Origin of the sequence: Sphaerisporangium sp. NPDC049002 (genome assembly GCF_040649355.1) — a bacterium.
Lineage (GTDB): Bacteria > Actinomycetota > Actinomycetes > Streptosporangiales > Streptosporangiaceae > Sphaerisporangium.
The window spans coordinates 1-26,341 of the sequence record NZ_JBEZFH010000092.1 but is presented as its reverse complement, the minus strand read 5'-3'; the positions used below and the strand labels follow the sequence as shown (position 1 = coordinate 26,341).

Annotated in this window: 25 protein-coding genes and 2 pseudogenes; 12 read left to right on the top strand and 15 right to left on the bottom strand. The window is 70.8% G+C overall.

What is annotated here, in order from left to right; genetic code table 11:
• Positions 1-131 precede the first annotated feature (131 nt).
• Positions 132-1,868, top strand: coding sequence for a pyruvate dehydrogenase (locus tag AB0B89_RS19500; RefSeq protein WP_358554364.1), 1,737 nt, complete (start codon positions 132-134; stop codon positions 1,866-1,868).
• On the opposite strand, the gene AB0B89_RS19495 is transcribed toward AB0B89_RS19500, so the two are convergent.
• The 4 genes from AB0B89_RS19495 to AB0B89_RS19480 all read right to left on the bottom strand — a co-directional run bounded on the left by AB0B89_RS19495 (position 1,865) and on the right by AB0B89_RS19480 (position 5,417).
• On the bottom strand, positions 1,865-3,043 hold the full coding sequence (locus AB0B89_RS19495; RefSeq protein ID WP_358554362.1) for an aldolase: 1,179 nt from the start codon (positions 3,041-3,043) through the stop codon (positions 1,865-1,867). The genes AB0B89_RS19500 and AB0B89_RS19495 overlap by 4 nt on opposite strands.
• A gap of 1 nt (position 3,044) precedes the next feature.
• Positions 3,045-3,725 (bottom strand): copper homeostasis protein CutC, encoded by a 681-nt coding sequence (locus tag AB0B89_RS19490; protein WP_358554359.1) that lies wholly within the window; start codon positions 3,723-3,725, stop codon positions 3,045-3,047.
• Positions 3,726-3,855: 130 nt separating this feature from the next.
• On the bottom strand, positions 3,856-4,470 hold the full coding sequence (locus AB0B89_RS19485) for a GNAT family N-acetyltransferase (RefSeq protein WP_358554356.1): 615 nt from the start codon (positions 4,468-4,470) through the stop codon (positions 3,856-3,858).
• Between the two features lie 197 nt (positions 4,471-4,667).
• A complete protein-coding gene (locus tag AB0B89_RS19480; protein ID WP_358554353.1) occupies positions 4,668-5,417 on the bottom strand; it encodes a GntR family transcriptional regulator in 750 nt (249 codons plus the stop codon).
• Positions 5,418-5,692: 275 nt separating this feature from the next.
• On the opposite strand from AB0B89_RS19480, the gene AB0B89_RS19475 reads away from it, so the two are divergent.
• A complete protein-coding gene (locus tag AB0B89_RS19475) occupies positions 5,693-5,908 on the top strand; it encodes a hypothetical protein (protein WP_358554350.1) in 216 nt (71 codons plus the stop codon).
• Positions 5,909-6,015: 107 nt separating this feature from the next.
• On the opposite strand, the gene AB0B89_RS19470 is transcribed toward AB0B89_RS19475, so the two are convergent.
• Positions 6,016-6,402, bottom strand: coding sequence for a zinc ribbon domain-containing protein (locus tag AB0B89_RS19470; protein WP_358554347.1), 387 nt, complete (start codon positions 6,400-6,402; stop codon positions 6,016-6,018).
• A 1-nt stretch (position 6,403) separates the two neighbouring features.
• Positions 6,404-7,567 (bottom strand): acetyl-CoA acetyltransferase, encoded by a 1,164-nt coding sequence (locus AB0B89_RS19465; protein ID WP_358554344.1) that lies wholly within the window; start codon positions 7,565-7,567, stop codon positions 6,404-6,406.
• A 425-nt stretch (positions 7,568-7,992) separates the two neighbouring features.
• Between AB0B89_RS19465 and AB0B89_RS19460 the strand changes: the two genes are divergently transcribed.
• Genes AB0B89_RS19460 through AB0B89_RS19450 form a run of 3 tightly spaced genes read left to right on the top strand, consistent with a single transcriptional unit; the run spans position 7,993 to position 10,670 of the window.
• Positions 7,993-8,712, top strand: coding sequence for a flavin reductase family protein (locus tag AB0B89_RS19460; RefSeq protein ID WP_358554341.1), 720 nt, complete (start codon positions 7,993-7,995; stop codon positions 8,710-8,712).
• The gene (locus AB0B89_RS19455; RefSeq protein ID WP_358554338.1) at positions 8,709-9,863 is read left to right on the top strand and encodes an acyl-CoA dehydrogenase family protein; all 1,155 of its coding nucleotides are present in this window, start codon (positions 8,709-8,711) and stop codon (positions 9,861-9,863) included. The genes AB0B89_RS19460 and AB0B89_RS19455 overlap by 4 nt, the downstream gene beginning before the upstream one ends.
• A gap of 33 nt (positions 9,864-9,896) precedes the next feature.
• Positions 9,897-10,670 carry an SDR family oxidoreductase gene (locus tag AB0B89_RS19450; protein WP_358554335.1) on the top strand — a complete coding sequence of 258 codons (774 nt, stop codon included), beginning with the start codon at positions 9,897-9,899 and terminating at the stop codon, positions 10,668-10,670.
• A gap of 165 nt (positions 10,671-10,835) precedes the next feature.
• On the opposite strand, the gene AB0B89_RS19445 is transcribed toward AB0B89_RS19450, so the two are convergent.
• The gene (locus tag AB0B89_RS19445) at positions 10,836-11,666 is read right to left on the bottom strand and encodes a hypothetical protein (protein ID WP_358554332.1); all 831 of its coding nucleotides are present in this window, start codon (positions 11,664-11,666) and stop codon (positions 10,836-10,838) included.
• A 254-nt stretch (positions 11,667-11,920) separates the two neighbouring features.
• On the opposite strand from AB0B89_RS19445, the gene AB0B89_RS19440 reads away from it, so the two are divergent.
• Complete coding sequence (locus AB0B89_RS19440) at positions 11,921-13,336, top strand: FAD-binding oxidoreductase (RefSeq protein WP_358554329.1); 1,416 nt, start codon at positions 11,921-11,923, stop codon at positions 13,334-13,336.
• 69 nt (positions 13,337-13,405) lie between these two features.
• Positions 13,406-13,786 carry a hypothetical protein gene (locus AB0B89_RS19435; RefSeq protein WP_358554326.1) on the top strand — a complete coding sequence of 127 codons (381 nt, stop codon included), beginning with the start codon at positions 13,406-13,408 and terminating at the stop codon, positions 13,784-13,786.
• Between the two features lie 159 nt (positions 13,787-13,945).
• Here AB0B89_RS19435 and AB0B89_RS19430 read toward each other — a convergent pair.
• Positions 13,946-14,859 (bottom strand): annotated as a pseudogene (locus AB0B89_RS19430) (SDR family oxidoreductase).
• Positions 14,860-14,921: 62 nt separating this feature from the next.
• A complete protein-coding gene (locus AB0B89_RS19425) occupies positions 14,922-15,695 on the bottom strand; it encodes an SDR family oxidoreductase (protein WP_358554367.1) in 774 nt (257 codons plus the stop codon).
• Between the two features lie 78 nt (positions 15,696-15,773).
• Here AB0B89_RS19425 and AB0B89_RS19420 point away from each other — a divergent pair, with 78 nt between their 5' ends.
• From AB0B89_RS19420 to AB0B89_RS19410, 3 genes and pseudogenes are all read left to right on the top strand, one after another.
• Positions 15,774-16,526, top strand: coding sequence for an enoyl-CoA hydratase family protein (locus AB0B89_RS19420; RefSeq protein WP_358554323.1), 753 nt, complete (start codon positions 15,774-15,776; stop codon positions 16,524-16,526).
• A pseudogene (locus tag AB0B89_RS19415) lies at positions 16,523-17,062 on the top strand (CoA-transferase); the annotation flags it as partial. The gene AB0B89_RS19420 and the pseudogene AB0B89_RS19415, both read left to right, overlap by 4 nt.
• A 7-nt stretch (positions 17,063-17,069) precedes the next feature.
• Positions 17,070-17,597 (top strand): nitronate monooxygenase, encoded by a 528-nt coding sequence (locus AB0B89_RS19410; RefSeq protein ID WP_358554320.1) that lies wholly within the window; start codon positions 17,070-17,072, stop codon positions 17,595-17,597.
• Positions 17,598-17,690: 93 nt separating this feature from the next.
• Here the strand turns inward: AB0B89_RS19410 and AB0B89_RS19405 are convergent, their stop codons facing one another.
• The 3 genes from AB0B89_RS19405 to AB0B89_RS19395 form a co-directional block, all read right to left on the bottom strand.
• Positions 17,691-18,389, bottom strand: a complete 699-nt coding sequence (locus tag AB0B89_RS19405; RefSeq protein WP_358554317.1) for a pentapeptide repeat-containing protein — start codon at positions 18,387-18,389, stop codon at positions 17,691-17,693.
• Between the two features lie 64 nt (positions 18,390-18,453).
• On the bottom strand, positions 18,454-19,974 hold the full coding sequence (locus tag AB0B89_RS19400) for a glycoside hydrolase family 3 N-terminal domain-containing protein (RefSeq protein WP_358554314.1): 1,521 nt from the start codon (positions 19,972-19,974) through the stop codon (positions 18,454-18,456).
• A gap of 263 nt (positions 19,975-20,237) precedes the next feature.
• Positions 20,238-21,389, bottom strand: coding sequence for an acetyl-CoA C-acetyltransferase (locus AB0B89_RS19395; protein WP_358554311.1), 1,152 nt, complete (start codon positions 21,387-21,389; stop codon positions 20,238-20,240).
• Positions 21,390-21,557: 168 nt separating this feature from the next.
• On the opposite strand from AB0B89_RS19395, the gene AB0B89_RS19390 reads away from it, so the two are divergent.
• Complete coding sequence (locus tag AB0B89_RS19390) at positions 21,558-22,289, top strand: TetR/AcrR family transcriptional regulator (protein WP_358554308.1); 732 nt, start codon at positions 21,558-21,560, stop codon at positions 22,287-22,289.
• The gene (locus tag AB0B89_RS19385; protein ID WP_358554305.1) at positions 22,286-22,969 is read left to right on the top strand and encodes a DNA alkylation repair protein; all 684 of its coding nucleotides are present in this window, start codon (positions 22,286-22,288) and stop codon (positions 22,967-22,969) included. Before AB0B89_RS19390 ends, AB0B89_RS19385 begins: the two co-directional genes overlap by 4 nt.
• Here the strand turns inward: AB0B89_RS19385 and AB0B89_RS19380 are convergent.
• The 3 genes from AB0B89_RS19380 to AB0B89_RS19370 all read right to left on the bottom strand — a co-directional run bounded on the left by AB0B89_RS19380 (position 22,966) and on the right by AB0B89_RS19370 (position 25,854).
• The gene (locus tag AB0B89_RS19380; protein ID WP_358554302.1) at positions 22,966-24,087 is read right to left on the bottom strand and encodes an acetyl-CoA acetyltransferase; all 1,122 of its coding nucleotides are present in this window, start codon (positions 24,085-24,087) and stop codon (positions 22,966-22,968) included. The genes AB0B89_RS19385 and AB0B89_RS19380 overlap by 4 nt on opposite strands.
• 694 nt (positions 24,088-24,781) lie before the next feature.
• Positions 24,782-25,249 carry an NUDIX domain-containing protein gene (locus tag AB0B89_RS19375; protein WP_358554299.1) on the bottom strand — a complete coding sequence of 156 codons (468 nt, stop codon included), beginning with the start codon at positions 25,247-25,249 and terminating at the stop codon, positions 24,782-24,784.
• Between the two features lie 8 nt (positions 25,250-25,257).
• On the bottom strand, positions 25,258-25,854 hold the full coding sequence (locus tag AB0B89_RS19370) for an XRE family transcriptional regulator (RefSeq protein ID WP_358554296.1): 597 nt from the start codon (positions 25,852-25,854) through the stop codon (positions 25,258-25,260).
• Between the last annotated feature and the right edge of the window lie 487 nt (positions 25,855-26,341).

The following is a 26,341-nucleotide window of genomic DNA, read 5'->3' as shown; positions in this document are numbered from 1 at the left end:
TTTCGCGGGATCGCGGCTCCCAACGCGATAGCCGCGCTCAATCGGCTGCGCACCGCCTGTGTGGCGGCCGGACTGGACGCCGAGGCTCAGACGTATCCGCGCGCCCGCCGGGCCGCCGCGAAGGCCCGGCCATGAGCGCCACGGTCGCCGAGCAGTTCGTCAAGGTGCTCCGGCAGGGCGGTGTGCAGCGCGTCTACGGCGTCGTCGGCGACAGCCTCAACCCGATCGTGGACGCGATCCGCCGCGCCGACGGCATCGACTGGGTACACGTGCGCAACGAGGAGGCCGGAGCGTTCGCCGCCGCGGCCGAGGCCCAGCTCACCGGGAGGATCGCGGTCTGCGCGGGCAGCCAGGGGCCCGGCAACACCCACCTGATCCAGGGCCTGTACGACGCCCACCGCACGGGTGCGCCCGTGGTGGCCCTGGCCTCGCACCTGCCCTCGCCCGAGATCGGCACCGGCTTCTTCCAGGAGACCCATCCCGAACGGGTGTTCGCCGACTGCAGCCACTACTGCGAGATGATCACCAGTCCGGAGCAGATGCCGAGGGTGCTGCGCATCGCCATGCAGTACGCCGAGGGGCTGGGCGGGGTGTCTGTGGTGGTGCTCCCCGGCGACGTCGCCGCGCTGCCCACCGCGCGCCCGACGGGCACCAGCACGCTGGTCACCGAGAGGGGCGTCGTCGCGCCGCCGCCCTCCCAGGTGCGGGCGCTGGCCTACGCCCTGAACGCCGCGCAGCGGGTCGCCCTGTTCTGCGGCGCGGGCTGCCGGGACGCCCACGAGGAGGTCATGGCCCTGGCCGCCAGAGTCTGGGCCCCCATCGGGCACAGCCTGCGCGGCAAGGAGTGGATCCAGTACGACAACCGCTTCGACGTCGGCATGAACGGCCTGCTCGGCTATGGCGCCTGCTACGACGCGCTGAACGACGCCGACCTGGTGGTGCTGCTGGGCACGGACTTCCCCTACGACAACTTCCTGCCCCAGGGGCACACCGTCCAGGTCGACCACGACCCCACCAAGCTGGGCCGCCGCACGCCCCTCGACGTCGCCGTACACGGGGACGTCGGCGAGACGCTGCGCACCGTGCTCCCCCTGGTGCGCCAGAAGACCGACCGGAGCTTCCTCGACCGCATGCTGCGCGATCACGCCCGCGACCTCGAACGCGTCGTCGACGCCTACACCAAGGACGTCGACCACCACGTGCCGATCCACCCCGAGTACGCCACGGCCGTCCTGGACGACCTGGCGGCCGACGACGCGGTGTTCACCGTGGACACCGGCATGTGCAACGTGTGGGCCGCGCGCTACCTCACGCCGAACGGCAGGCGGCGGGTGATCGGCTCCTTCCTCCACGGCAGCATGGCGAACGCGCTGCCCCACGCCATCGGCGCGCAGTTCGCCTACCCGGACCGCCAGGTGATCTCGATGTCGGGGGACGGCGGCCTCGGGATGCTGCTGGGCGAGCTGCTCACCGTGCGCCTGCACGACCTGCCCGTGAAGATCGTCGTGTACGACAACTCGTCGCTCGGCATGGTCAAGCTGGAGATGCTGGTGGACGGGTTCCCCGACTACGGGACCGACCACGCGCCCGTGGACTACGCGGCGATAGCGGCGGCGGCCGGGATCCCGTCGCTGCGCGTCGAGAAGCCCTCGGAGGTCCGCGACGGGCTCGCGCACGCCCTGTCGGCCCCGGGTCCGTACCTGGTCGACCTGGTCACCGATCCCAACGTGCTCGCCGTGCCGCCGCGCGTCACGCCCGCCCAGATCAAGGGCTTCGCGCTCGCGGCGGGCAAGATCGTCGTCAGCGGCGGCGTGGGCAAGATGGTCGAGATGGCCCGCGCGAACCTGCGCAGCATCCCGCGTCCCTAGTCCCCCAGCGCCAGGGACGCCCGGTGGAGGGCGGTCGAGAGGGTCTTGATCGTGGCGGGCTCGTCCATCACGCCGCCGCCCGCGTCCCGCCGCGCCTCCCAGGCCCGTACGCGCTCCGCGTGGGCGTCCCGGCCGGCCAGATGGAAGGCGTAGACGGTGGCGTACCTGCTGACCAGGTGCGAGGGGTGCATGTCCCAGCCCTGGTAGAACCCGTGGCGCAGGGAGTGGCGGACCATCCCGGCGTGGGCGCGCCACAGCGCGTGCACGTCGCCCGTCGAGTCCGAGGCGGGCGAGGCGGCCAGCGAGCCGTCCGACAGCTCGACCCCCGTGCCCGCCAGCGCGGTGCGTATGACCTCGCGGGCGTGGTCGCACACCGGATGGTCCAGGCGCTGCTCGGCCGGCGGGAGCCCGCAGGCGGCGGTGTAGTCGAACACCCCGAAGTGCGCCGCAGCCAGCCGCCCGCGCAGCGAGGGCACGAGATCGGGCGAGCGCAGGAGGAACATCACCGTCTGCGGCGCCTCCACCTGCATCTCGAACCGCAGCGTCCCGGGCGGCAGCCGGAGCCCCTCCTCCAGGAGGGGAAGGCGGCCGGCGAACTGCCCGAGGTAGGCCTCCATCAGCACCTTCGGGAAGGTGACCGTGAAGCCGTCGGGAAGGGAGCCCACCCGCTCGACCACCCCGGTCAGGAACCCGTCCAGCGTGCGGAGGGCACGCGCGGGGTCGCCGTCGGCGAACGACTTGACCCGGATGCCCCAGCGCCGCGGCAGCGTGCCCGAGGACCGCATCGCGGCGACCGCCTCGGCCGCGGCCTCGGCGTGGGCGTCCTCCTCCGCGCCGGGGCGCACGCCGTACCCGTCCTCGAAGTCGATTCTCAGGTCCTCGACGGGCTCGGCGGCCAGCTTGCGCGCCACCCGGCGGCGCACGTCCGAGGCCAGGCCGCCGGGCAGGGGCCCGAACACCGACGACAGCTCGGCGTCGCCCGGCAAGTGGCTCTCCATGAGCCCCAGGGCCGCCGCTCCCCACGACCGGACCGTTTCCCGGTCGAACCGGTCGGCGGGCACGTACACGGTGTGCACGGGCTGCCAGGCGCCCGTGGGGCCGGGGTAGCGTTCCGCCTGCTCGCCGAGCGCCGCGCCCGCGCCGGGGACGTCATGGTCTCCAAGGGTGAGGCGCACGTCAGATCGTGTCCACCAGGTCGCGCCACCGCCGGACCAGCCGGGGGTCGACGGGGTCGGACCACGACGCCCGTACGGCGCCGCCGACGTGGAAGGCGCGCACGCCGTAGTCGAGTAACGGGGGGACGAGATGCGGCTTGAGCCCGCCTCCGGCGAGGATCAGGGGCGCGTCGCCCGCCTCGGCCCGTGACCGCAGGACCGGCAGCCCCGCCGCGATGCCGGAGACCTCGCCGGAGGTGAGCACGGTCGCGAGGTTCGGCAACAGCCGTACGGCCCGCCAGCCCGCCTGCACGTCGGCGGCGTTGTCCACGGCGCGGTGGAAGGTCCAGGGCAGGGGGGTGACGGCGTGGATGAGCGCCTTGGTGGCCGCCAGGTCGACCGCACCCTGCTCGTCGAGGAAGCCGAAGACGAACCCCGCCGCTCCGGCGTCCGCCAGGGTGCGGGCGTCCCGCTCCAGGCCTTCGAGCTCCTCGGGTGTCACGGTGAAGCCCCCGTTGGAGCGGAGCATCACCATCTGGGGTAGCGCGGACTGCTCGGCGATCGCCGCGACGGTCTCCGGGGCGGGGGTCAGCCCGCCGACGGACATGTCGGCCACGATCTCCAGGCGGTCCGCGCCGCCCTCCTCTGCGGCCACGGCGTCGCGCACGTCCAGCGCGATCACCTCTAGCAGCGATCCGGTCATGGGTCCTGAGGCTATCGGACCCTCCTGTCCCGAGTTGGACCGCTACCACCCACAGGCCCTCACCTGTCCGGGGTTGGACGGCTACTTCATGATCTCTCCCCGACGGCAAGAGCGTCCGCTATGCCTGTCATCACCTGGAATGCGCGTGCGAAGGCTTCCGCCGGCGCGCACGCGGAAGCGAAGGAGACCCAAGGTCGGCGGCCCTCTGGAACAGCGCGCCCGAGGCGCGGTGCGGGAGGTCCACCGTCCGGACATGCCGGAAACCCACCTTCTGGTAGTAGCCCTGGAGCCCCGGGTTGTCCTTGGAGCAGTCGAGCCTCAGCCACCGGCGCCCGGCCGCCGCCACGCGCAGGGCCGCCCAGTCGAGCAGGGTCTCACCGAGGCCCTGCCCGGAGAAGGCACGCCCGACGGCCAGCTTGTGGACGTACAGGCCGCTCTCCGGGTGGTCGCCGCGCCTCCAGAACTCGGGGTCGGCGTGGTCGTCGAGGGCCAGGGTCGCCGCGGGGGCGGAAAGCGTTTCCCGCCCTCCGCGGGTCTCCTCGTCGTCCAGCACCCACAGGGTGCCCTCGGCGATCAGCGGCTCGATGCGGGCGGCGGGGAAGCCCGCGGCCGGCCACTGCCGGATGCCCCGGCCGTGGAGCCAGCCCGCCGTCTCCGCCAGGAGCGCGAGGACGCCTGGGAGATCGTCGGGGGTGGCGTTGCGGAGGGTGAGCGAGGCTCCGAGGTGGAGGGTGTCGGGGTGCATGAGTCATCCTTTCGTCGCCTTCGGTAGCGCCCTGAACACGGAGCGTGCTCGACGGGGGGCGCGCGGCTTTATCAGTGAAGGCCGGTGTGAACGGCGTTCGCCGCCGGGCCGGCGGGCGTGGTCGGCCGCGGTGGCGGCCCCGGCCCGCGCCGAAAGGCGAGACGTCGCGATCGCCGCCACTTCGGCGGCGCGCGAGGTCAGCTCAGTTCGAGCTCGTACCTGATCAGATGCTTGTCGGCGGGCAGGACCGACACGGCGACTCGGACCGGGGTGTCGTCACGGTCATAACCAACTCGGACATATACGACAACAGGGGTACCAGGTTCGAGTTGCAGCCGGGAGGATTCCTCAGGAGTCGGCATGCGTGCGGATATGTCATCCACAACCCGGACCTGCCGGTGGCCGAGCTCCTCCAGCACGCGGTTGGCTCCGCGCGTGATGTCCGACGGACGGGCGATCTCGGAGTCGCTGACGAGCGCGTGCGGGAAGTAGGAGTCGTTGGTGTTGTACGGCTGGTCGTCCACGTAGCGGAGACGTCGCCGCACCACGGCCACGGAGTGCTCGTCGAGCTCCAGCCTGGCCGCGATCTCCTCGGGAGGCTCCACGATGGAGACCTCGATCTCCTGCCCCGGCTTGCGGCCCTCCTTGGTGACGGCCTCGGCGAAGGCTTCCCGGCGCATCACCCCCGGCGAGGCGCCCAGCTCGTCCTGCGGGCGCATGAGCAGCGCCCTGCGGTCGCGGACGAAGCTGCCGCGGCGGCGCATCCGGGTGATCAGGCCCTCGTTCTCAAGCTCGGCCAGAGCGAGCCGTACCGTGTTTCGGCTGACCTCATGGCTGTCCATGAGGTCCATCTCCGTCGGCAGCTGGGCTCCGGGCCCGAGCTCGCCGGAGTAGATGGCCCTGCGCAGCTCGCCGGCCACCTGCTGGTACAGCGTCGACCGTGCCAAATCTCACCTACGGTTGCGTCCTTTTGTACCTACGAATCTAGACGATCTCGATCTGACAGCAAACAACCCCTTGACCCAAGCGTCTCCACACCGCATTATCCAAACGTTGGTACAAATCCATCAAAGGGTCGGCGAGGGAGTGAGGGCCAGTGCTGGCGGTAAGAGCGGGCACGCCGTATCTGCCTTGGCACGATCCCCGCGAGGCGACGCGTCTACTGCGCTACGCGCTGCATCGAGAGGGGTTCACCCACACGTATCAGAGCAGCGGAAAAGGGATGTCCGTGCTCTCGGTGACCACGGAGCTGACGGTCTGGTGCAGGAAGGGTTCGTTCGTCTGGAACGAGGACGGCCTCACCGTCACCCACCCCGCGGCCGATCCCGTCGGCGCGGCTCAGCTCCTCAAGCGCCATCTCAGAAGGCCGGGAGACGAAGCGCCCCACGACTGGGACGACCAGTCCGGCGACCGGCCCCCCACAGACTCCGTGCGATGAACGACGGCCAGGACCCCAACCCTCGCCGGGGTCCTGGCCGCCGCGCCGGAGCGGAGCGTGTCCTGGCGGGTCCCCCACGCCCGCCAGGACACGCTTCCGTCACCACCTCACAGCGGCTGCCAGTTGATCAGTGAGAGCCGCTCGTCGACGTAGGTGTAGGACGCCCGCACGAGTTGGTCCGCCACCGGCTCCACGTACTGGTGCCAGTTGCCGACCATCACGCAGCCGGGGGCGTCGGCGAGGCGCACCATGACGACCGTGTACGGCGTGGGGGCGTCGGGCAGGAACGGCTGGTGGTTGACGATCCAGCTCATGATCCGCCCGGTGGGGCTGACCTCCCGCCAGCTCCACCGCCTGCCGCGGCAGCGGGGGCAGTACGCGCGGGCCGGGAAGCGGAGCGTGCCACAGCCCTCGCAGGCCTGGATCACGAACTCGTGCCTGGCGACGCGCTCCCACCACTCGGCGGAGTCCCGGTCGGGGACGGGCTTGATCATGTCATCCCTTCCGCAGGACCAGCGCGGAGGTCGCGGGCAGGATGTAGCCGGGCTGGGCCGTGGACAGCGCCACCTCGGCTCCCGGCACCTGGCGGTCCCCCGCGTCGCCCCTGAGCTGCGAGACGGCCTCGGCGATGTGGTTCATCCCGTGCACGTAGCCTTCCGACAGGAACCCGCCGTGGGTGTTCACCGGGAGGGATCCGTCGAGCGCGGTCGCCCCGGAGGCGACGAACGGCCCGCCCTCCCCCTTGGCGCAGAAGCCGTAGTCCTCAAGCTGGACGATCACCGAGTAGGTGAAGCAGTCGTACAGCTCGGCGACGTCGATGTCCTTCGGGCCCGCGCCCGCCATCCCGTACAGGCGGGGCGCCAGTTCGGCCGCACTGGTGGTCGTGGGGTCGGCGGGGGTCGCGCCGCCCGACAGGAAGGAGTCCCCGCCTCCCCAGGCCGCGGCCGATATCAGGACCGGCCGCCGGCGCAGGTCCCTGGCGCGCTCGGCCGTGGTGACGACGACGGCGCATGCCCCGTCGGTCTCCAGGCAGCAGTCCAGGAGGCGGAACGGTTCGGCGATCCAGCGGCTGGCGAGGTAGTCGTCCATGGTGATGGGCGTGCGCATCAGGGCACGCGCGTTCTTGGCCGCGTTCGCCCTCTGCGTGACGGCCAACTGCCCGAAATGCTCAGCTTTCGTGGCATATTTCAGCATGTGAGCGCGGGCGTACATCGCGTATTGCTGCGGCGGGGCGGTGTACCCGTAGGGCACCTGGTACTGCGTCTCCGGGCTGACCGGCGCCGCCCGGCCCGTACCGCCCATGCGGAACTCCGACCGGGCGTTGATGGCGCGGTAGCAGACCACGGTCTCCGCGACGCCCGCCGCCACGGCGAGGGCCGCCTGGCCGACCACGCCGTGGGAGACGCTGCCCCCGCCGAACTGGTCGAGGTACCACGCGGGCGCGTCGATGCCGAGCGCCGGCCCGACGACCGACGGCGCGGCGGAGTCGCCGACGCGGTGGGTGGCGATGCCGTCGACGTCGTCGGCGGTGAGCCCCGCGTCGTCCAGCGCGGCGAGGACGGCCTCACAGGCCAGCGTCAGCGTGCTGACCCAGGAGTTCTTGGAGAACGCGGTGTATCCGACCCCCGCGATGGCGGTACGGTCGCGCAGCCCGCTCATCGCCCGGCCTCTCGGGCAGGGCGCGTGGCCCGCCCGCCCGGTCCCGCTGGGGGCTGGGCCGTCGTGAGCACGCCGCCTCCCGGCCGTCCGCTGTTGAGCAAGCGCTTGTACGGCTTCGAGGCTAGGTGCGCCTCACCGAAGCTGTCAACGATCTCCGCATGGGACCGCCTTGACTTCAACCACGGTTGAGGTTGCACTCTGATCACGCCACCGCCGTGAGCGAGACCGAGGCGGGCGAGGTCGAGGAGGCCAACTGACATGCGGGAAGACGCGACCGGCTTGACATCGCGGCATCACCTCTCCTATCTTCCAAGCAAGCGCTTGGTAAAGTAAGGGATACGATGGAGGAGACCGCCCCCCTCACGTCCTCCCCGTCGAGCACTTCCTGGGGGAGCCAGGCGCCACCCAAGGAGGCGAGTACGACGATGAGCACCCACGCGGCCCGGCTGATCGCGCCGCACGGCGCCGCCGCGGTCCACGGGCACCCCTCCACGGTGCGCGACGGCGCGTCCGTTCCTCCTCCCCCCTTGCCGCCTCTCCCGCCCGTCCGTCCCGGCTCCCCGCAGTCCTCCACGACCCGTTCCTCCACGACCCGTTCCTCCACGACGCAGTCCCCCACCACGAACGGACGGCGCGCCTCCGCCGCGAACGGGCAGTCCGCCTCCTTGACCGGCGGGCAGCATTTCAGGAACGTGCTGGGCCGGTTCGCGACCGGTGTGGTCGCGATCACGGCGCTCGACCCGGTGAGCGGTGAGCCGTGCGGGCTCGTGGCCAACTCCTTCACCTCTGTTTCGCTCGACCCCCCGCTGGTGGCCTTCTGCGTCGCGCACACCAGCACGACCTGGCCAAGGCTGAGGTCGGCGGAGCGACTCTGCGTGAACGTCCTCGCCGAACACCACGAACAGGTCAGCAGGCAGCTCGCCGCCAGGGGCGGGGACAAGTTCGCCGGCCTCGCCTGGACCACCTCCCCCGGCGGGAGCCCCGTCCTCGACGGCGCGCTCGCCTGGATCGACTGCTCGGTGGAGACGGAGCACCTCGCGGGGGACCACCTGATCGTCGTGGCCCGCGTCCACGACCTGGACACGCACGAGGACCGCGGGCCCCTGGTGTTCTTCCGCGGAGGCTACGGCCGGTTCGACGCATGAGCGACGGCTTCCGCGAGGAGGTCCGTTCCTGGCTGGAGGAGAACCTGACCGGCGAGTTCGCCGGCGCCCGGGGGCTCGGCGGGCCCGGCCGGGAGCACGAGGGTCACGAGCTTCGCATGGCCTGGGAGCGCCACCTCGGCGCAGCCCGGTGGACCTGCCTCGGCTGGCCGGAGGAGTACGGCGGGCGCGACGCGCCCCTCGACCAGCAGGTGATCTTCCACGAGGAGTACGCCAGGGCGAACGCGCCCGCCCGGGTGGGTCACATCGGCGAGGGCCTGATCGGGCCGACGATCCTCGACTTCGGCACCGAGGAGCAGAAGCGCCGGTTCCTGCCGCCCATCCAGTCGGGCCAGGAGCTTTGGTGCCAGGGGTACTCCGAACCGGACGCCGGTTCCGACCTGGCGGGCGTGCGCACCCGCGCCACCCTGGAGGGCGGCGAATGGGTCATCACCGGTCAGAAAGTATGGACGTCCCTCGCGCACGTGGCCGGCTGGTGCTTCGTCCTGGCCAGGACCGAGCCGGGCTCGCGGCGGCACCGCGGCCTGTCGTACCTGCTGGTGCCCATGGACCAGCCCGGCGTCGAGGTCCGTCCCATCGTCCAGATGACGGGCACGAGCGAGTTCAGCGAGGTCTTCTTCGACGGCGCCCGTACGGCCGCCGCCGACATCCTGGGCGCGCCCGGGGAGGGCTGGCGGGTCGCCATGGCCACGCTGGGGTACGAGCGCGGCGCCTCCACGCTCGGCCAGCAGATCGGCTTCAGGCGCGAACTGGACACGGTGATCGAGACGGCCGAGCGCACCGGCGCGGCGGAGGACCCGGTGCTGCGCGACCGGCTCGTCCGGTCGTGGCTGGAGCTGGAGATCATGCGGTTCAACGCCCTGCGCACGATGACGTCCCTGTCGGCGGGCGAGCCGGGGCCTGAGGTCTCGATCGCCAAGCTCTACTGGTCGGAGTGGCACCGCAGGCTGGGCGAGCTGGCGCAGGCCGTGCAGGGACGGGAAGGCCTGGTGGCGGGTGGCGAGCCGTACGACCTCAACGACCTCCAGCGGCTCTACCTGTTCAGCCGCGCCGACACGATCTATGCCGGTTCGAGCGAGATCCAGCGCGACATCATCGCCGAACGTACGCTCGGCCTGCCGAAGGACCGCTGACCCGGGCAGGCGCCATCCCGACAGGAGCTCGCCATGACCCCCGCCTACCCACCCGCGCACGGCCTGCTCGACGGGAAGGTCACGCTGGTGACGGCCGCCGCCGGGGCCGGCATCGGGTACGCCACGGCCAGGCGGTGCGCGGAGGAGGGGGCCACGATCGTCATCTCCGACCGGCACGAGCGCCGGCTCGCCGAGGCCGCCGCGTCGCTGACCGGGCTGACCGGGGTGCGGCCGCTCGCCGTGCCGTGCGACGTCACCTCGGAGGCGCAGGTCCTCGCGTTGTTCGACGCGGCCATGGACGCGCACGGGCGGATCGACGTCGTGGTCAACAACGCCGGCCTCGGCGGCACGGCCGACCTGGTGGACATGACGGACGAGCAGTGGGACATGGTGGTCGGCGTCACCCTCACCGGCACGATGCGCTGCACCCGTGCCGCGCTCAGGCACATGATCCCCCAGGGCCGGGGCGTGATCGTCAACAACGCCTCGGTCATCGGGTGGCGGGCGCAGAAGGGCCAGTCGCACTACGCCGCCGCCAAGGCCGGGGTGATGGCCCTGACCCGCTGCGCGGCGCTTGAGGCCGCCGGGCACGGCATACGGATCAACGCGGTGGCGCCGTCGCTGGCCATGCACCCGTTCCTCGCCAAGGTGACCAGCGACGACCTGCTCGCCGAACTGACCGCGAAAGAGGCGTTCGGAAGGCCGGCCGAACCGTGGGAGGTCGCCAACGTCATCGTCTTCCTGGCCGGGGACTACTCCTCGTACATGACCGGCGAGATCATCTCGGTCTCCAGCCAGCACCCCTGACACCAGACCCACCCCACGAACCCGCCGGCACGCACGGCGGCGACATGTGAGGCCGCTCGGCTCGCGCGTCGGTGGCGGGGCGCGAGCCGGGCAGGGTTCACAGGAGGTCGTCGTTCAGGGGAGCGCGTCGTTCAGGGGAGGTCGTCGTTCAGAGGAGGGCGTCGTTCAGAGGAGGGCGCGGAGGGCGGTGGTGAAGCGGGTAGCGGCTCCGGGGGCGTAGGCGAGGTAGAAGTAGGGCTCGGTGAGTTCAAGCTCGATCAGTGCGGGGCTTCCGTCGGGAAGGCGGACCAGGTCCACGCGGGCGTACAGGATGTCCTCGGGGATGGAGCCCAGCACCCGTCCGGCGAGATCGAGCTGGTCGGGGGCGGGGTCGCGGAGGTCCGCGCCGACGTGGTTCGCGCGGGGGGCCTCGGTGCCGTTGGCCAGCATGGCGTTGCGGCGTATGGCGTGGCTGAACCTGCCGCCGAAGAAGATCAGCGAGGTCTCGCCCTCGCTCTCCACCATGTCGAGGTACGGCTGCACCATGGCGACCTTGCCACCCGCGACGATCCGCCCGGCGTGCGCCGCCGCCTCGTCGACGCCGGCCGTACGGATGGTGTCGCGCGCCCCCGCCGAGACGGCCGGCTTGACGACGTAGTCGTCCCACGCGGGAAGGTCCGCCTCGTCGTCCGCGCCCACCCAGTGGGTCGGCACGATCGGGATCCCGAGCCGTTCGAGGTCACGCAGGTAGGTCTTGTCGGTGTTGCGCTCCAGCACGGCGGCCGGGTTCAGCAGCCGGGTCGCGCTCTCGGTCTTGTGCGCCCAGTCCACGAACTCCTGGCGGCGGTCGATGTAGTTCCACGTCGAGCGGACCACGGCGGCGTCGAAGGCGGCCCAGTCGGCGTCCGGGTCGTCCCAGCGCACCGCCGCGCCGTCGACACCCGCCTGCTTCCAGGCGGCGAGCAGCACCTCCCGGTCGTCGTCCGGACCGTCGTAGGTGACATAGGCGATCTTCACGGCACTCCATCCCATACTCGACAAGTCAGTACCGTGAGCATCGTACGGACATGGCGGACATCGCGTCCTGACACCTTCGCCCGGAACCGCATGAGGGTCCGAGCAGGGCTACGGGCGGGCCACAAGCTGGCGACCAGTCAGTCCCAAGTTCTCCCCAAACGGCCTAGTGGACCGTAGATGGTAAGCACCCCACGCGGTTGCGGGCCCGTCGGCGTGATCGGAGCGCTCTACCAGGCCCCACATGAGGAGAGACAATGACTTCGCACGACACGGGACTCAGAACCGGCGGCTACGGCACGCAGGCCGGCATGGAGTCAGGGCAGGCCAAGGAACTCCGCGGCGCGGTGCGCGGCCGGGTGTCCGTACCCGGGGACGAGGGCTTCGAGACCGCGAAGCAGGCGTGGAACCTCACGGTCGACCAGCCGGTCAGCGCCGTCGTGGAGGTCGAGAACGCGGCCGACGCGGCCGAGGTGGTCCGCTTCGCCGTGCGGAACGGCTTCGGCGTCGCCGTCCAGCCGAGCGGCCACGGGGCCTCGGACGGCCTCGACGGGGAGATCCTGGTCCGTACGGGCCGGTTGGACGGCGTGCAGGTGTGGCCGGAGCGGAGGCTCGCCCGGGTGGAGGCGGGCGCCTCGTGGGGCGCGGTGCTCGCGGAGGCGGGCAAGCACGGGCTCACCGGCCTCGCCGGCAGCTCACCCGTGGTCAGCGCCACCGGGTACACCCTCGGCGGCGGCCTGAGCTGGTTCAGCAGGCGGCACGGGTTCGCGGCCAACAGCGTGCGCGCGTTCGACGTCATCGATGCCCACGGTGTGGCACGGCGGGTCACCGACGAGTCCGACGCCGAGCTGTTCTGGGCCCTGCGGGGCGGCGGCGGCGACTTCGCCCTGGTCACCGCCATGGAGTTCGAGCTGTTCCCCGCGCCGGAGCTGTACGGCGGGCGCGTCATCTGGCCGGCCGAGCGGGCGGCCGACGTCCTCGCCGCCTTCCGCGACGTCACCGCGGAGGCGCCCGAGGAGCTGAGCGTGTGGTTCGCGCTCATGCAGTTCCCGCCCTTCCCCGAGCTGCCCGAACCGCTGCGCGGCCTGTCGGCGGTCGTGGTCGACGTGACGTTCCTGGGTGACGGCGCCGAGGCTCGCGCGCTGCTGCAGCGGTTCGACCGCATCCCGGGCGTGATCGTCGACACGCGGGGCGAGGTCGCGCCGCGCGACCTGGGCGGCATCTGCGCCGAGCCGACCTCCCCCTCCCCCTCGATGATGCGCGCCGAGCTCTTCGGCCGGTTCGACGACACCACCGCCGCGGCGTTCCTCTCGGCCACGGCGCCGGGCGCCGGGATGCCGCTGACGTCCGTGCAGATCCGCCACCTCGGCGGCGCGCTGTCGCGACTCGCACCGGACGCGGGGGCGTGCGGGTACGTCCGCGAGCCGTACCTGGTCAGCGCGCTCGGGATCACGCCGACGCCGGAGGCCGTCCGGGCGGTCAGGGCCCGGCAGAACGAGCTGCGCCTGGCGCTGGCCCGGCACACCACCGGCATCAAGCCCTTCAACTTCCTCGCGCACGAGGAGAACAGCGCCTCCGCGTACCCGGGTGACGTGCTGGCGAGGCTGCGCGGCGCCAAGCGCCACCACGACCCGCTCGGAGTGTTCCGGAGCAACCACCCGGTGCTCGCCTGAAGGGACATTTGTCCAGAAATTCGTGGAAAGGCCGCACAGCGGGTAAGAAGGTCATGACTGGGGGAAGTCATGAAAAGGATCACGACAGTCGTCGTGCTCGCCACGATGACGATGTTCGGTACGACCGCGATGTTCAGTACGGTCGCGGCCGGGGGGCCGCCGGTCCAAGAAGAGAAGAAGTCCGTCAGCAAGGATCAATACCGGATACTCACCCGTCAGTGCCGATATGCCGACACGGCCAAGACGCGGGAGGAATGCCGGGCGCAGGTCAAGGAGAAGTACCAGATCGGCCCGCGACCCGCCACCGACCTCGACTGCCGCACCTACTCCAGCATCACCGTGTGCGGTGTGCTGGTGCTCAGCGACCGTCAACAGCAGTGCGTGAGAGAGTCCGTCGAAAGCGGCCTGACCTACCGCCGGTCCGAAGTGGAGTGCTACGCCTTCTCCTGAAGGCCGGTTACCCGGTCAGCCCGCTCGTCCCGGAGATACGCCCGTGGACCGGAGCCCCACTCCCGGGGCTCCCGCCCCATCCGCCGAAAAGACCTCACCACCCAAAGACCTCACCACCCAAAGTCCTCACCACCGAAAGGCCCGTGAACAAGGCGCGGTTCATCCCTGTGCCGTGCCGTACACCGAGTCGGGGCTCGGGGCGTCGGCCATGAGCTTGCCGACGGCCTCGCCGATCTCGTGTACGTCCCACCGGGCGCCCTTGTCCACGCCGGGACCGTGGCGCCACCCGGTGGCGATGGAGATCATGCCGCCCTCGACCTCGAACACCCTCCCGGTCACCTCCGACGACTCGGCCGAGCCGAGCCAGACCACCAGAGGTGCCACGTTGCCGGGGTGCATGACGTCGAAGCCCGAGTCCGGGCGGGCCATCATCCCGGCGAAGACCTCCTCGGTCATCCGCGTGCGCGCGGCCGGGGCGATGGCGTTGACGGTCACGCCGTAGCGTCCGAGCTCGGCGGCGGCCGTGTGGGTGAGCGCGACGATCCCGGCCTTGGCCGCGGCGTAGTTGCCCTGGCCGACGCTGCCCAGCAGCCCGGCGCCCGAGGAGGTGTTGACCACCCGGGCGTCCACGGGCTCGCCCGCCTTCGAGCGCTCCCGCCAGTACGTGGCCGCGTGCCGCAGCGGCAGGAAGTGACCCTTGAGGTGGACGCGGATGACGTCGTCCCATTCCTCCTCGGTCATCGAGACGAGCATGCGGTCGCGGACGAACCCCGCGTTGTTCACGAGCACGTCGAGGCCGCCGAAGGCGCTCAGCGCGGTCTTCACCAGGCGCCCGGCGCCGTCCCAGTCGGCGACGTCGTCGCAGTTGGCGACCGCCTGGCCGCCGAGGTCCCTGATCTCCTCCACGACGGCCTGTGCCGGACCGCCGGAGCGTCCCGCCCCCTGGAGTCCGGTGCCAGGTCGTTCACGACGACCTTCGCTCCCTGCCGGGCGAACTCCAGTGCGTGCTCCCGTCCGATGCCACGCCCGGCGCCGGTCACCACGACGACGCGCCCCGCACAGATACCGCTCATTCACCATTCCTTTGCCGCGATGATCACGTAAGTTTCCCCAGAAAAAGGGATATATGCCCAGATCAGGAAAGCTGTCGCCAAGCCGGGATCTCGCCCCCTCCGTGGACATGGACCCGCGCGCCCGTCACGAAGCCCGGTGAGCCCAGCCACAGGCAGGCCTCGGCCACGTCCTGCGGCCTGGCCATGCGACCCGCGGGGACGGTCGCGGCCACCTGCTCGAAGGATCCGCCGAAGTGGCCCGCCGCGTTCTCGGTCTCGGCGAGGCCGACCACGACCGTGTTGACCCGGACGGCGGGCGCCCACTCCGCCGCCAGGCACTCGGCCAGGTGGTGGAGCCCGGCCTTGGCCGCGCCGTACGCGGAGGTGCCGGGCGAGGGCCGGTCGCCGCTCACGCTCCCGATCATCACGATCGAGCCCGCGGACGCGGACAGCGGGGGATACGCGCGCTGGGACACCAGCAGCGGCGCCGTCAGGTTGAGTTCGATGATCTTGGCGTGGAGGCGCGGCGACGTGCCGGCGAGCGGCGCGGCAGGTGAGCCGCCGGCGTTGTTGACGACCACGTCCAGCCGCCCGTACCCCTGCTCGATCCCGGCGAACAGGCGGTCGACGTCGCCGGGGTCCCGGACGTCCGCGGCGAGGTAGCGCGCCTGGCGGAACGGCCCCGTGCCCCCGCGCAGCAGGCCCTCCGGCTCCCTGGGCAGCCGGTCGGGCGGCTTGCGGGCGCAGACCACCACCTCGGCGCCGGCTCCGAGGAAGGCCGAGGCGATGCCGGCCCCGATGCCCCTGCTGCCCCCGGTCACCAGCACGACCCTGCCGGTGTAGTCGTAGCTCACCATCCGCACCACCGCCCCTGATATGGCCGTCGTGCTACGGTACCAAGCAAGCGTTAGGTGCCAAAGGGTCGGTGAGGGGCGATGGGAATCACAGTGAACGGCGGCCCGATCACGGAGGTCGTGGTCGACGTCCCCCCGGTCAACGCGCTGCCCGTCCAGGGCTGGTTCGACCTGGCGGACGCCGTGCTCGCGGCGGGACGCGACCCGGGGACGCGGGTCGTCGTGCTCCGCGCGGAGGGAACGGGCTTCAACGCCGGCGTGGACATCAAGGAGATGCGGCGTACGTCCGGGTACGAGGCTCTGGTCGGCGCCAACCGCGGCTGCTACGCGGCCTTCGCGGCCGTCTACGAGTGCGAGGTCCCGGTGCTCGCCGCCGTACACGGCTTCTGCCTGGGCGGCGGCATCGGCCTGGTGGGCAACGCCGACATCGTCGTGGCCAGCGAGGACGCCTACTTCGGGCTGCCAGAGGTGGACAGGGGGGCGCTCGGAGCGGCGACCCACCTGGCGAGGCTCGTACCTCAGCACCTCATGAGGGCCATGGTGTACACCTGCCGCAACATCACGGCCGCCGAGCTGCGCCAGCACGGCTCGGTGCTGGAGATCGTGCCGCGCGACAAGCTGAGGGACGCCGCCTTCGAGGTCGCCGGCCAGATCGCGGGCAAGGACCCGTATGTCATCCGCCGGGCCAAGGAGTCGCTGAACGGCATCGACCCCGTCGACGTGAAGCGCGGATACCGGTTCGAGCAGGGCTTCACCTTCGAGCTCAACCTGATGGGCGCGGGCGACCGTCACCGCGCCGCCTTCACCGACCGCGCCCGGGAGGACCTCGGATGAGGGACAAGACGATGTCGGCCGACGAGATCGCCGGGTCCCTGGAGAGCGGCATGACGATCGGGATCGGCGGCTGGGGGTCCCGGCGCAAGCCGATGGCCCTGGTCCGCGCGATCTGCCGCTCCGCGCTCCGTGACCTCACGGTGGTGTCGTACGGAGGGGCCGACGTGGGCCTGCTGTGCGCGTACGGCAAGGTGCGCAGGGTCGTGGCCCCGTTCGTCACCCTCGACTCGATCCCCCTGGAACCGCACTTCCGGGTCGCGCGGCAGACGGGTGCGGTGGAGTTCACCGAGTACGACGAGGGCATGTTCATGTTCGGCCTGCTCGCGGCGGCCCACCGGCTGCCGTTCCTGCCCACCCGGGCGGGCCTCGGGTCGGACGTCATGCGCGTCAACCCGGGCCTTCGTACGGTCCGCTCGCCCTACGAGGACGGCGAGGAGCTGGTCGCGGTGCCCGCCCTGACGATGGACGCGGCGCTGGTGCACCTCAACCGCGCGGACCGGCGGGGCAACGCGCAGTACCTCGGCCCCGACCCCTACTTCGGCGATGGCCTACGGCGCGGCCGGGGTCGCCATGGGAACGAGGTTCCTGCTCACCTCGGACTCGACCGTGGGCGACGAGGTGAAGAAGCTCTACCTCGGCATGTCGGACACGCTGGTGACCACCCGGGTGGACGGCGTGCCCCATCGGGTGCTGAGGATGCCGTTCGTGGAGTCGCTCGAAAGCGCCGGACGGCTCAGGGGCCTGGCCCGGGCCATCGCCAACGGCGCGCGCTTCAAGAAGATCTCCGGGCTGACCTGGGCCGAGACGCTCCGTGAGGGGCGCCGCATGCGCCACGGGCGCGACCTCACCTGGGCCCAGGTGATCCAGGCCGCCAACACCCCGATGCTGCTCAAGGCCGCCATGGTGGACGGCAGGGCCGACCTCGGCGTGATGGCGTCGGGCCAGGTCGTCGGCGTGATCGACGATCTTCCCAGCTGCGAGGAACTGATCACCCGCATCATGGCCGAGGCCAGGACCACCCTGTCCGCACTCGCCGCTTTTCCCGGGACGGACGGCTTCCAGGAGCACTAGCGCCCAGGGCCGGGCGTCGCTCAGCTCCCGTACAGGACCTCGCGCGGCCGGGGAGCGAACCCCTCGGGTCCTCGGCGGGGTGGCGAAGGACGGTCACACGACCGTGAGGCCGCGGGCGGCGAGGAGTGCGGCGGCCTGGGCGTGGTTGATGACGGCGCCCTTGAGGTAGCGCAGCTCGCTGTCGTCGGGCTCGCCGAGGTCGGCGCCGCGCAGGTCGGCCTTGGTGAACTTCGCGTCCACGAGCCGCGCGCGGATCAGGCGGCAGTCGGTGAGCGCGGCCTTGGTGAAGTCGCAGGCCGAAAGATTGGCCTCGTCGAACCGGACGCCGTCGATCGCCTGGTCGCGAAAGCCGCAGCCCGACAGGTCGGCGAGGGTGAGGTTGCTGCCGACGAGGGTGTAGCCCGTGCCGCGGCAGCCCGACAGCTTCGCGCCGATCATGCGACAGCCGGTGAAGGAGACGTCGGTGAGCAGCGTGTCCACGAAGTCGGCCCGGGAGAGGTCGACGTCGGCGAAGACGGCGTCGGTCAGCTCGGCGCCCCCGAAGCGCACGCCCGCTCCGCCGCCTCCGGTGAACCGCGCCCCGTCGAGGTCGGCCCTGCGGAAGTCGGCGCGGTCGAGCACGCACCCCTCGAAGACGGCCTCGATCAGGCTCGCCTCGCTGAGGTCGGCTCCGGTCAGGTCACAGTCGCGGAAGACCAGCGGCCCCGGCTGGAGCGCGTCTGTCAGCGCGGCCCCTGAAAGGTCGAGACCGTCGAACTCCTGCTGCTCTGCGACCAGCCGCGCGATGTCCATGCCCGCGATTCAACCAGCCGCCCCCGACAGAAACGCACCGACCCCACCAGCCGCCGGAGACCGGTCAGATCTGGGCGTCCAGGAGGCCGGTGAGGGTCTCGGCCGCCGCCTGGCCGCACACGCGGGCGGCGCCGTGCGTGGCGATGTGGACGGCGCCGAGGTCGGTACGGCCGGGCAGGCCCATCTCGACCACGATGCCGTCGGGCCGAGCGGCCAGCAGCCTGTCGAGCGCCGCCATCTGCCAGGCGTGGCGGTGCGCGTCCCGGACAACCACCACCAGCGGCCGGTCGGCCGCCGGCACGAGCACGGCCTCGTCGAGCGAGGTCGCGGCGCTCTCCTGGTCGAGGCGCGCGACCGTGGTGCCGGGCAGGAGCTTGCTGAGCGGCTCCCCCACCCCCCACGGCATGTCCTTGTCGATCGCGAGGTTCATCTGGGGGGACAGCTCGGCCACGTGCGGAGCGGTCACCAGCGGGAGCACGGCGGCCCGCCCAGTGACGCGAGCGGTGACGCGGATGGCCCGGCGCGCGGCGGCGAGGCCCGTCTTCCCCCGCGCGGCCGAGACGGAGGAGGGTTCGGCGGAGGGGCGTGAGCACGTCCAGGCGGTGAGGCCGGCGACGCGGCGGGCGGCGTCCGCGAGCCGTTCCTCCGGCAGCAGTCCTTCGGCCACCGCGTCGGCGATCGACCCACGGATCGCCGCCACCACCGCGTCGTCGGAGTTCTCCCCGCCCACGCAGATCAGGTCGGCTCCGGCGGCGACGGCCCGCGCGCTCGCCCCGCCGATGCCGTACCGCTCCGCGACCGCGGCCATCTCGATGGCGTCGGTGATGGTCACGCCGTCGAAGCCCAGCTCATCTCTGAGCAGGCCGGTGAGGACGCGGGGGCTGAGCGTGGCGGGGAGCTCGGAGTCGTACGCGCCGACCAGCAGGTGGCCGGTCATGATCATGCGCACTCCCTCGGCGACGGCCGCGCGGAACGGGAGCAGTTCCACCTCGTGAAGCCGCTCCCGCGTCGCCGCCACCCCGGGCAGGCCGTGGTGGGAGTCGACCGCGGTGTCCCCGTGGCCGGGGAAGTGCTTGGCGCAGGCGGCGACCACCGCCGCCTGGAGCCCCCGTACCCAGGCGGCGGTGTGCCGCGCCACCAGCGCCGGATCCGCCCCGAACGACCGCAGGCCGATGACCGGGTTGCCCGGGTTGGAGTTGACGTCGGCGGCGGGAGCGAAGTTGACGTTGATCCCTGCGGCGGCGAGGTCGGCGCCGAGCCCCCTGGCGATCTCCTCGGTGAGGTCGACGTCGTCCACGACCCCGAGCGCGTAGTTACCCGGGCGCGAACTTCCGGTGTGGGCCTCCAGCCGGGTGACGTCGCCGGTCTCCTCGTCGATGCCGATGACGGCGTCCGGCCGCTCTGCGCGCAGGGCGGCGGTCAGCTCGGCGAGCTGCGAGGGGGTCCCGATGTTCCTGGAGAAGAGCACGACGCCGGCCAGTCCCTCGCCGAGGCGGCGGCGCAGCCAGTCGGGCGGAGTCCTGCCTTCGAAGCCGGGGAGGAGGACCGAATCTGCCAGACGCAGTAGCTCGGGGCTGCGCTTCATGCACTCTCCTCGCCTGGCGGCCCGTCGGCGGAACACGCCGGAGGCTCGCAGGACCGTATGGCTCGCGGCACCCGGAGGTGGCGCTCTCCCACGGGTGCCGTCTGGGACAATCCGACAATCTAATAGGAAACTTTCCTATATTCCATACCTCACGACCATGGGATGTCGCCTTTTTAGAGCGCTCTCCCGACCTGATTCGACCATACGCGCAGTAGGCCGGGCCGTCCTCGGCGACGGCCCGCCCCGCCCGGAGTTCCCGCGATTCAGAGGCGCTCGATGACGGTGACGTTCGCCTGACCGCCGCCCTCACACATCGTCTGCAGGCCGTAACGGCCGCCGGTGCGTTCGAGCTCGTGGAGCAGCGAGGTCATCAGCCGGGCCCCCGTGGCCCCGAGGGGATGGCCGAGGGCGATGGCCCCGCCGCTGGGGTTGACCCGCGCCGGATCGGCCCCGGTCTCGCGCAGCCAGGCCAGCACGACCGGGGCGAACGCCTCGTCGATCTCGACGACGTCCATGTCGCCGATCTTCATCCCGGCCTTCCTGAGCGCGTGAGCGGTGGCGGGGATCGGCGCGGAGAGCATCATGATCGGGTCGGCGCCGCGCGCCGACATGTGGCGGATACGGGCGCGCGGGGTCAGCCCGTGCGCCCGTACGGCCTCCTCGGAGGCGATGAGCAGCGCGGCGGCGCCGTCGGAGATCTGGGAGGACACCGCGGCGGTCAGCCTGCCGCCCTCCACCAGCGTCTTCAGTGCGGCCATCTTGGCGAGCGTGGTGTCGGCGCGCGGGCCCTCGTCGGCGAGCACGCCCGCGAAGGGGACGATCTCGCGTTCGAACCGGCCCTCCTCGATCGCGCCCAGCGCCCTCTGGTGGGACTCGAAGGCGAACTCCTCCATGTCCCGCCGCGAGATGTCCCACCTCTCGGCGATCATCTCGGCGCCGCGGAACTGGGACACCTCCTGCGCGCCGTACCGCGCGTGCCAGCCCTTGGAGCCCGTGAACGGGGTGGCGAAGCCGAGCGCCTGCCCCGCGGCCATCGCCTGGGCGATCGGGACCATGCTCATGTTCTGGACGCCTCCCGCGACGACCAGATCGGCGTTCCCGCTCTGGACGGCCTGCGCGGCGAAGTGGACGGCCTGCTGGGAGGACCCGCACTGCCGGTCGACGGTCACGCCGGGGACCTCCTCGGGCATGCCCGCCGCGAGCCAGCAGGTGCGGGCGATGTCCCCCGCCTGCGGGCCGACGGTGTCCACGCGCCCGAAGACGACGTCGTCGACCGCGGCGGGGTCCGCGCCGGTACGATCCATGAGCGCGCGGATGACATGGGCGCCGAGGTCGGCGGGGTGGGCCGAGGCCAGGCCGCCGTTCCTCCGGCCGACCGGGGTGCGCACGGCGCCGACGATGTATGCCTCGCTCATGGCAGGCCGTCCTTCCGGTCGTTCGCCCTCAAGGTGCGCAAGCCGTAACAAATCAGTCATCCCCGAGGGTAGCAAGCGCTTGGTAGACAGGGGAACATAGGGTGAGCAGGCGACTCACCGCAGGCGTTAGGTGAACAAGCGATTGCACGGAGGCCCATAATGGAGGGCGTGAACACGCGAAAGAACTCCGGCGGCGCGTCGGCGGTCGCGGGGGCGACCGGAGGAGCTCCCCCCCGGGGCGGCTCGGCGGCGGCCAAGCGCCAGGGCACCACACGGCGGGCCGCCTCGTCCGGTCCGGCCTCCGAGCGCCGCGACCACCTCGTGAAGCTCGCCGCCGAGCTCTTCGCACGCAAGGGTTTCCAGGCGACGACCGTGCGCGAGATCGCCGTCGAGGCGGGCATCCTGTCCGGAAGCCTCTACCACCACTTCGACTCCAAAGAGACGATCGTCGACGAGGTCCTGTCCACGTTCCTCAAGGACCTTATCGGGCGCTACAGGTCCGCTCTCGATCAGGACGGCGACCCGCGCACGATCCTTTCCGAGATGGTCCGCATCGGCTTCAGCACGCTGGAGCCGCACCGCGCCGCCATCACCGTGATGCAGAACGACTGGAACTACCTGCGTTCCCTGCCCGGCGACCGCTTCGACTACCTCATCAAGGCCGAGGACGAGGTCGAGCGCATGTGGGTGGAGCAGATCAAGCGCGGCCAGGCCGAGGGCCAGTTCCGCGCCGACGTCGACCCCAAGCTCACCTATCGCATGATCCGCGACACCATCTGGGTCGCCGTGCGGTGGTTCCGTCCCGGCGGCCGGCTCAACACCGCCGGCCTCGCCGAGCACTACGTCACCGTCCTGTTCGACGGTCTCGCCACAGGGGAACGGACCAGCCACAAAGCATGACCCCGCTCCACAAAGCCATACGGGTGGCGCTCACCGAGGTGGCCGACGCCGCCAAGGCACCCGTGATGCAGGCGTACATGAAGTCCACGATGCCCTTCCTCGGCGTCCAGGCCGTGCCCCGGCGGGCGGCGGTGAGGAGGGTGCTCTCCGAGCACCGCATCGACAGCGCGCCCGAGTGGCGCAGGACCGTCCTCGCGATGTGGCGCGACGCCGAGTACCGCGAGGAGCGGTACGCCGCGATGGAGCTATCGGCGTTCCGCTACTACAAGGGCTTTCAGACGCTCTACACGGTGCCGATGTACGAGGAGATGATCGTCACCGGCGCCTGGTGGGACTACGTCGACGACCTGGCGGTCAACCGCGTCGGGTCGCTGCTGCGGGCCTACCCCGACACGATGCGCCCGCTCATGCTCGAATGGGCCGGCGTCGACGACCTGTGGCGGCGGCGCACCGCGATCCTGTGCCAGAACTCCTTCAAGGACCGCACCGACGTGGGCCTGCTGTACGCCTGCATCGAGCCGAGTCTCGCCGACACCGACTTCTTCGCACGCAAGGCCATCGGCTGGGCTCTGCGCGAGTACGCCAAGACCGATCCCCGCGAGGTCGTCCGCTATGTCAACCACAAGGGCCTGAACGGCCTCAGCCGGCGCGAGGCCCTGAAGAACCTCCCGCTCACCTAGCGCCGGCGGGCGGGACGTGGCGTCACCCGGCCCTCCGCAGCAGGGCCGCGCTCCCGTAACCGCCGCCGAACCCGGTCACCAGGGCCGTCTCGTGCGCTCCGCCGCGCAGTTCCCGCACGGCCTGCGCCACGTTGTTGAGCCCGTGGACATAACCCTCCGACAGCAGCCCCCCGTGCGGGTTGACCGACCCTGTGCCCCCGCTTGAGCAGGTACGTCCCGAGGTCCTCCCTCGCGACGAAGCCGAAGTCCTCCAGTTGCCTCGGCACCAGCCAGGAGTAGGCGTCGTAGAGGAGCGCCACGTCGACGTCGCGCGCCGACAGGCCCGTGGCCTCCCACAGCATGGGGGCGACGTAGGCGGAGAAGACGGCCGTGACGTCGGGCGCCCGGTCCATGGCCGAGCAGCCGGGGCCGCCGCCGCGGACGACCGCCTGGATCCGCGGCGCCTCGGGCGCGAGCCGCACGTCCCGCACGACCAGCGCGCAGGCGCCGTCGGTCTCCTGGCAGCAGTCCACGGTCCGCAGCGGCGTGCAGACGTACGGCCTGGCGAGGTAGTCGCCGAGCGGCAGCGGCTCCCGGCGCAGGGCGCGGGGGTTGCCGGCGGCGTTCTCCCTGGACTGGGCGACGACGGCGTGCAGGTGCTCCTCGGTGAGCCCGGTGTCGTGCAGGTAGCGCTGGGCGGCGAGGGCGAACATCGGGATGGGGCCCGCCATGCCGTACGGGATGGTGAACCGCTCCTGCGGGCCGGTGGAGACGGTGTTCATCCGCGTCCCCGAACGCCCGTTGAGCGCCCGATAGACCAGGATATTTCGCGCTATACCGCTAGAAATCAGCATTGCGGCGTCACCCAGGATGGACGCCGCCTGGGTCCCGCCCCCGCTGGTGTCGTTGTGCCAGCCGATCCGCTCGATGCGCAGGGCGCGGGCGACCTGCACGACCGGCACGGAGTCGTTCATGTGGTAACTCAGCACCGCGTCGAGGTCCGAAGCGGCGACGCCCGCGTCGGCGAGCGCCGCGCGCGAGGCCTCCACCGCGAGTTCGAGCACGGTACGGCCGGACCGCCTGGTCAGGGCCGTCATCCCGACCCCCGCGACCGCCGCCCGACCCGCGAACCCCTGCATCGGCACCCCTCGCCGTGCCCTCTTCGTGCCTTCGCCCGTCACGCTAACGCCCCGACCTTGGCAAGGCAATCGCTTGCTCGGTTCTCCGCCAGATCCTGCTCCACCGGGCCCGCCCCCCCACACCCGTACACGGAGCGCCCGCGTGTGACCGACCCGCGACACGCAAGACGAAAAATCGTCACATGATCAAGATTGTGGTGATTTTCGTTTATATTCGGCCAGAGAGCGGTAGTCAGAGGGCGTCACGACTCCGGACGGCGAGGCGGGGGCACGGATGAGCGACCAGGAGCAGGCTCCACCCGGGATCGATCCCAGGACACCCAGCGTGGCCCGCATGTACGACTACTACCTCGGCGGCAAGCTAGCTAGTCCTGAAAGTGTGCTTATACCGTTATGATCATTGCAGGTCAGAGCGGGGGTTGGGTTCTCTTGGCTTTCACTACACCAACCCGCCTGCCTGGCCGTTCCGTTCGCCGTCATCCCGCCCGGAGGGGTGCGGGGTAGGGGCTGGGGCGCAAGATGCAGCGCCCTACCGGACGAACGATCTTGCGCCCCAGGTCCTACCCTGCTCGGCTTGTCCTGGGATGACGGCGGGAGGAACGGACGGGCTTCCACAGCAACCCGCTACGGTCTTTCGGCAACGCGGGCCGCTCCGGGGCCGGATTCCCCCGCCGGAGGCGTTCTGTTGGTCGGATCAGTCTACGTGCGGGTATGCGCCGCTCAGGTAGTCATTGAGTTGACGCCACTGGGTGGGGTGGATATCCAGGGCGCTCAGTTCCTCGGGCGCGAACCATCGGGCGTCGCTGGCTTCCTCGTTCGCCGCTGGTACCCCACTGGCTGGCCGGGCAAGCAACATAACTTCGTACTCCTGCCTGATCTCTCCATCGGTGTAGGCGATGATGTGACCGGGATCGGAGTAGATGCCCAGTAGGCCAGTGGGCTGGACCAGCACGCCCGTTTCTTCCTGGGTCTCACGAACCGCGCACTGCGAGGGCGTTTCCCCGATCTCCATCTTGCCCATGGGCAATGCCCACTGCCCGGTGTCTCTGCGGCGCTGCAACAGGATGCGGCCGTGGTTGTCTACGGTGACCGTTCCACAGGCAGGAACGAGGGTGTTTGCCTTCGGCGCGTGCGCGTCGTTCCAGAACTCGACTCGTCCCATTGGATCCCCTAGATCTCGTTTCCGGACCATGGCATGGCCTCGGCCCACACGCGTTCGAATGATGCCACGTAATGATCAGTGAGTGTCCCACCGTCGAGTTGTCGCAGGTGGAAGGTGGGATTTGCGGACGCGGCCTCCCCGTAGGCGTGGGGGTTCATCAGTAGTTCATCGTCGTACCGGAACAGTGAGGCGTAGAGGGTGGTCGCGTGAAGACGCACTTCACAACCATCGAGATCGACCAGAGTCCGGTAGTAGGTCAGCGATGAGCGGATCTTCGCGGCCAGCGTTCCGCCGAGACCTTCCTCCCGGTCCCTGATCGCAACCGCCTCGGACGACGGGTCACCGAAGCACAGGCGAACCTGTACGCCCCGTTGAGCTGCTTCAGTGATCATTTTGGCCACCCTCGGCTGTGTCTGAGCGTAGAAGGTCCCAGAGAAGACCAAGACGTTGATGTGCTCTTGTGCCTCGGTGATCAGTCGCAGCCATAGATCACGGGGCACGCTCGCACGGTCGGGGAAGATCTCTATCAGCTCTGATCTACGAGCTTCGCCGCGTCGTGATGGAGCATGTTGCAGCACGTCAGGCCAGAGATATGTCTCGTCCACTGCGAGGAGTCTGGCTGTGGCCCATCGGTGGCGGCGGTGAGGGACACGTCCGGTGTTGATCCATCGCTCAACCGTTTTTGGTTCAACGTCGCAATGCTTGGCCAGGTCTTCCAGGGTGACCCCGCGCCGGAGCATCGCTGTGCGTAAACGTTCATTCACGTTCTAAGTTCACCGTACGTCCTAGGACGTTTCAAGGCTCTTTGGGGACGTTTCTGTGACCTCAAAGACGTTCCGCCTACGTCCCCCAGCGAAGTTCAAAGGTCCCTATCCGCATCTGTTCACTAGGCGTGTGGTCATCCGGTGCGGCGTCCGTCGAGATGCCGCCTTACCCCTGTGATGGAGCGGGTGTTATGGCGAGCACGTTGGGTGGCGACCCGGTCGGCGCTGGCGGAGGGTTTGTTCCGTTGCGTCCCTCGGTCGATACCGGTACGCCGCGTGTGGCGCGGATCTATAACTGTCTGCTGGGTGATGACGGGGATAGCTTCGC

Coding starts and splice junctions, on each gene's coding strand:
- AB0B89_RS19500 (WP_358554364.1), top strand. CDS start 132: ATGAGCGCCACGGTCGCCGAGCAGTTCGTCAAGGTGCTCCGGCAGGGC.
- AB0B89_RS19490 (WP_358554359.1), bottom strand. CDS start 3,725: ATGACCGGATCGCTGCTAGAGGTGATCGCGCTGGACGTGCGCGACGCC.
- AB0B89_RS19485 (WP_358554356.1), bottom strand. CDS start 4,470: ATGCACCCCGACACCCTCCACCTCGGAGCCTCGCTCACCCTCCGCAAC.
- AB0B89_RS19475 (WP_358554350.1), top strand. CDS start 5,693: ATGTCCGTGCTCTCGGTGACCACGGAGCTGACGGTCTGGTGCAGGAAG.
- AB0B89_RS19470 (WP_358554347.1), bottom strand. CDS start 6,402: ATGATCAAGCCCGTCCCCGACCGGGACTCCGCCGAGTGGTGGGAGCGC.
- AB0B89_RS19465 (WP_358554344.1), bottom strand. CDS start 7,567: ATGAGCGGGCTGCGCGACCGTACCGCCATCGCGGGGGTCGGATACACC.
- AB0B89_RS19460 (WP_358554341.1), top strand. CDS start 7,993: ATGAGCACCCACGCGGCCCGGCTGATCGCGCCGCACGGCGCCGCCGCG.
- AB0B89_RS19455 (WP_358554338.1), top strand. CDS start 8,709: ATGAGCGACGGCTTCCGCGAGGAGGTCCGTTCCTGGCTGGAGGAGAAC.
- AB0B89_RS19450 (WP_358554335.1), top strand. CDS start 9,897: ATGACCCCCGCCTACCCACCCGCGCACGGCCTGCTCGACGGGAAGGTC.
- AB0B89_RS19440 (WP_358554329.1), top strand. CDS start 11,921: ATGACTTCGCACGACACGGGACTCAGAACCGGCGGCTACGGCACGCAG.
- AB0B89_RS19435 (WP_358554326.1), top strand. CDS start 13,406: ATGAAAAGGATCACGACAGTCGTCGTGCTCGCCACGATGACGATGTTC.
- AB0B89_RS19425 (WP_358554367.1), bottom strand. CDS start 15,695: ATGGTGAGCTACGACTACACCGGCAGGGTCGTGCTGGTGACCGGGGGC.
- AB0B89_RS19420 (WP_358554323.1), top strand. CDS start 15,774: ATGGGAATCACAGTGAACGGCGGCCCGATCACGGAGGTCGTGGTCGAC.
- AB0B89_RS19410 (WP_358554320.1), top strand. CDS start 17,070: ATGGCCTACGGCGCGGCCGGGGTCGCCATGGGAACGAGGTTCCTGCTC.
- AB0B89_RS19405 (WP_358554317.1), bottom strand. CDS start 18,389: ATGGACATCGCGCGGCTGGTCGCAGAGCAGCAGGAGTTCGACGGTCTC.
- AB0B89_RS19400 (WP_358554314.1), bottom strand. CDS start 19,974: ATGAAGCGCAGCCCCGAGCTACTGCGTCTGGCAGATTCGGTCCTCCTC.
- AB0B89_RS19395 (WP_358554311.1), bottom strand. CDS start 21,389: ATGAGCGAGGCATACATCGTCGGCGCCGTGCGCACCCCGGTCGGCCGG.
- AB0B89_RS19385 (WP_358554305.1), top strand. CDS start 22,286: ATGACCCCGCTCCACAAAGCCATACGGGTGGCGCTCACCGAGGTGGCC.
- AB0B89_RS19380 (WP_358554302.1), bottom strand. CDS start 24,087: ATGCAGGGGTTCGCGGGTCGGGCGGCGGTCGCGGGGGTCGGGATGACG.
- AB0B89_RS19375 (WP_358554299.1), bottom strand. CDS start 25,249: ATGGGACGAGTCGAGTTCTGGAACGACGCGCACGCGCCGAAGGCAAAC.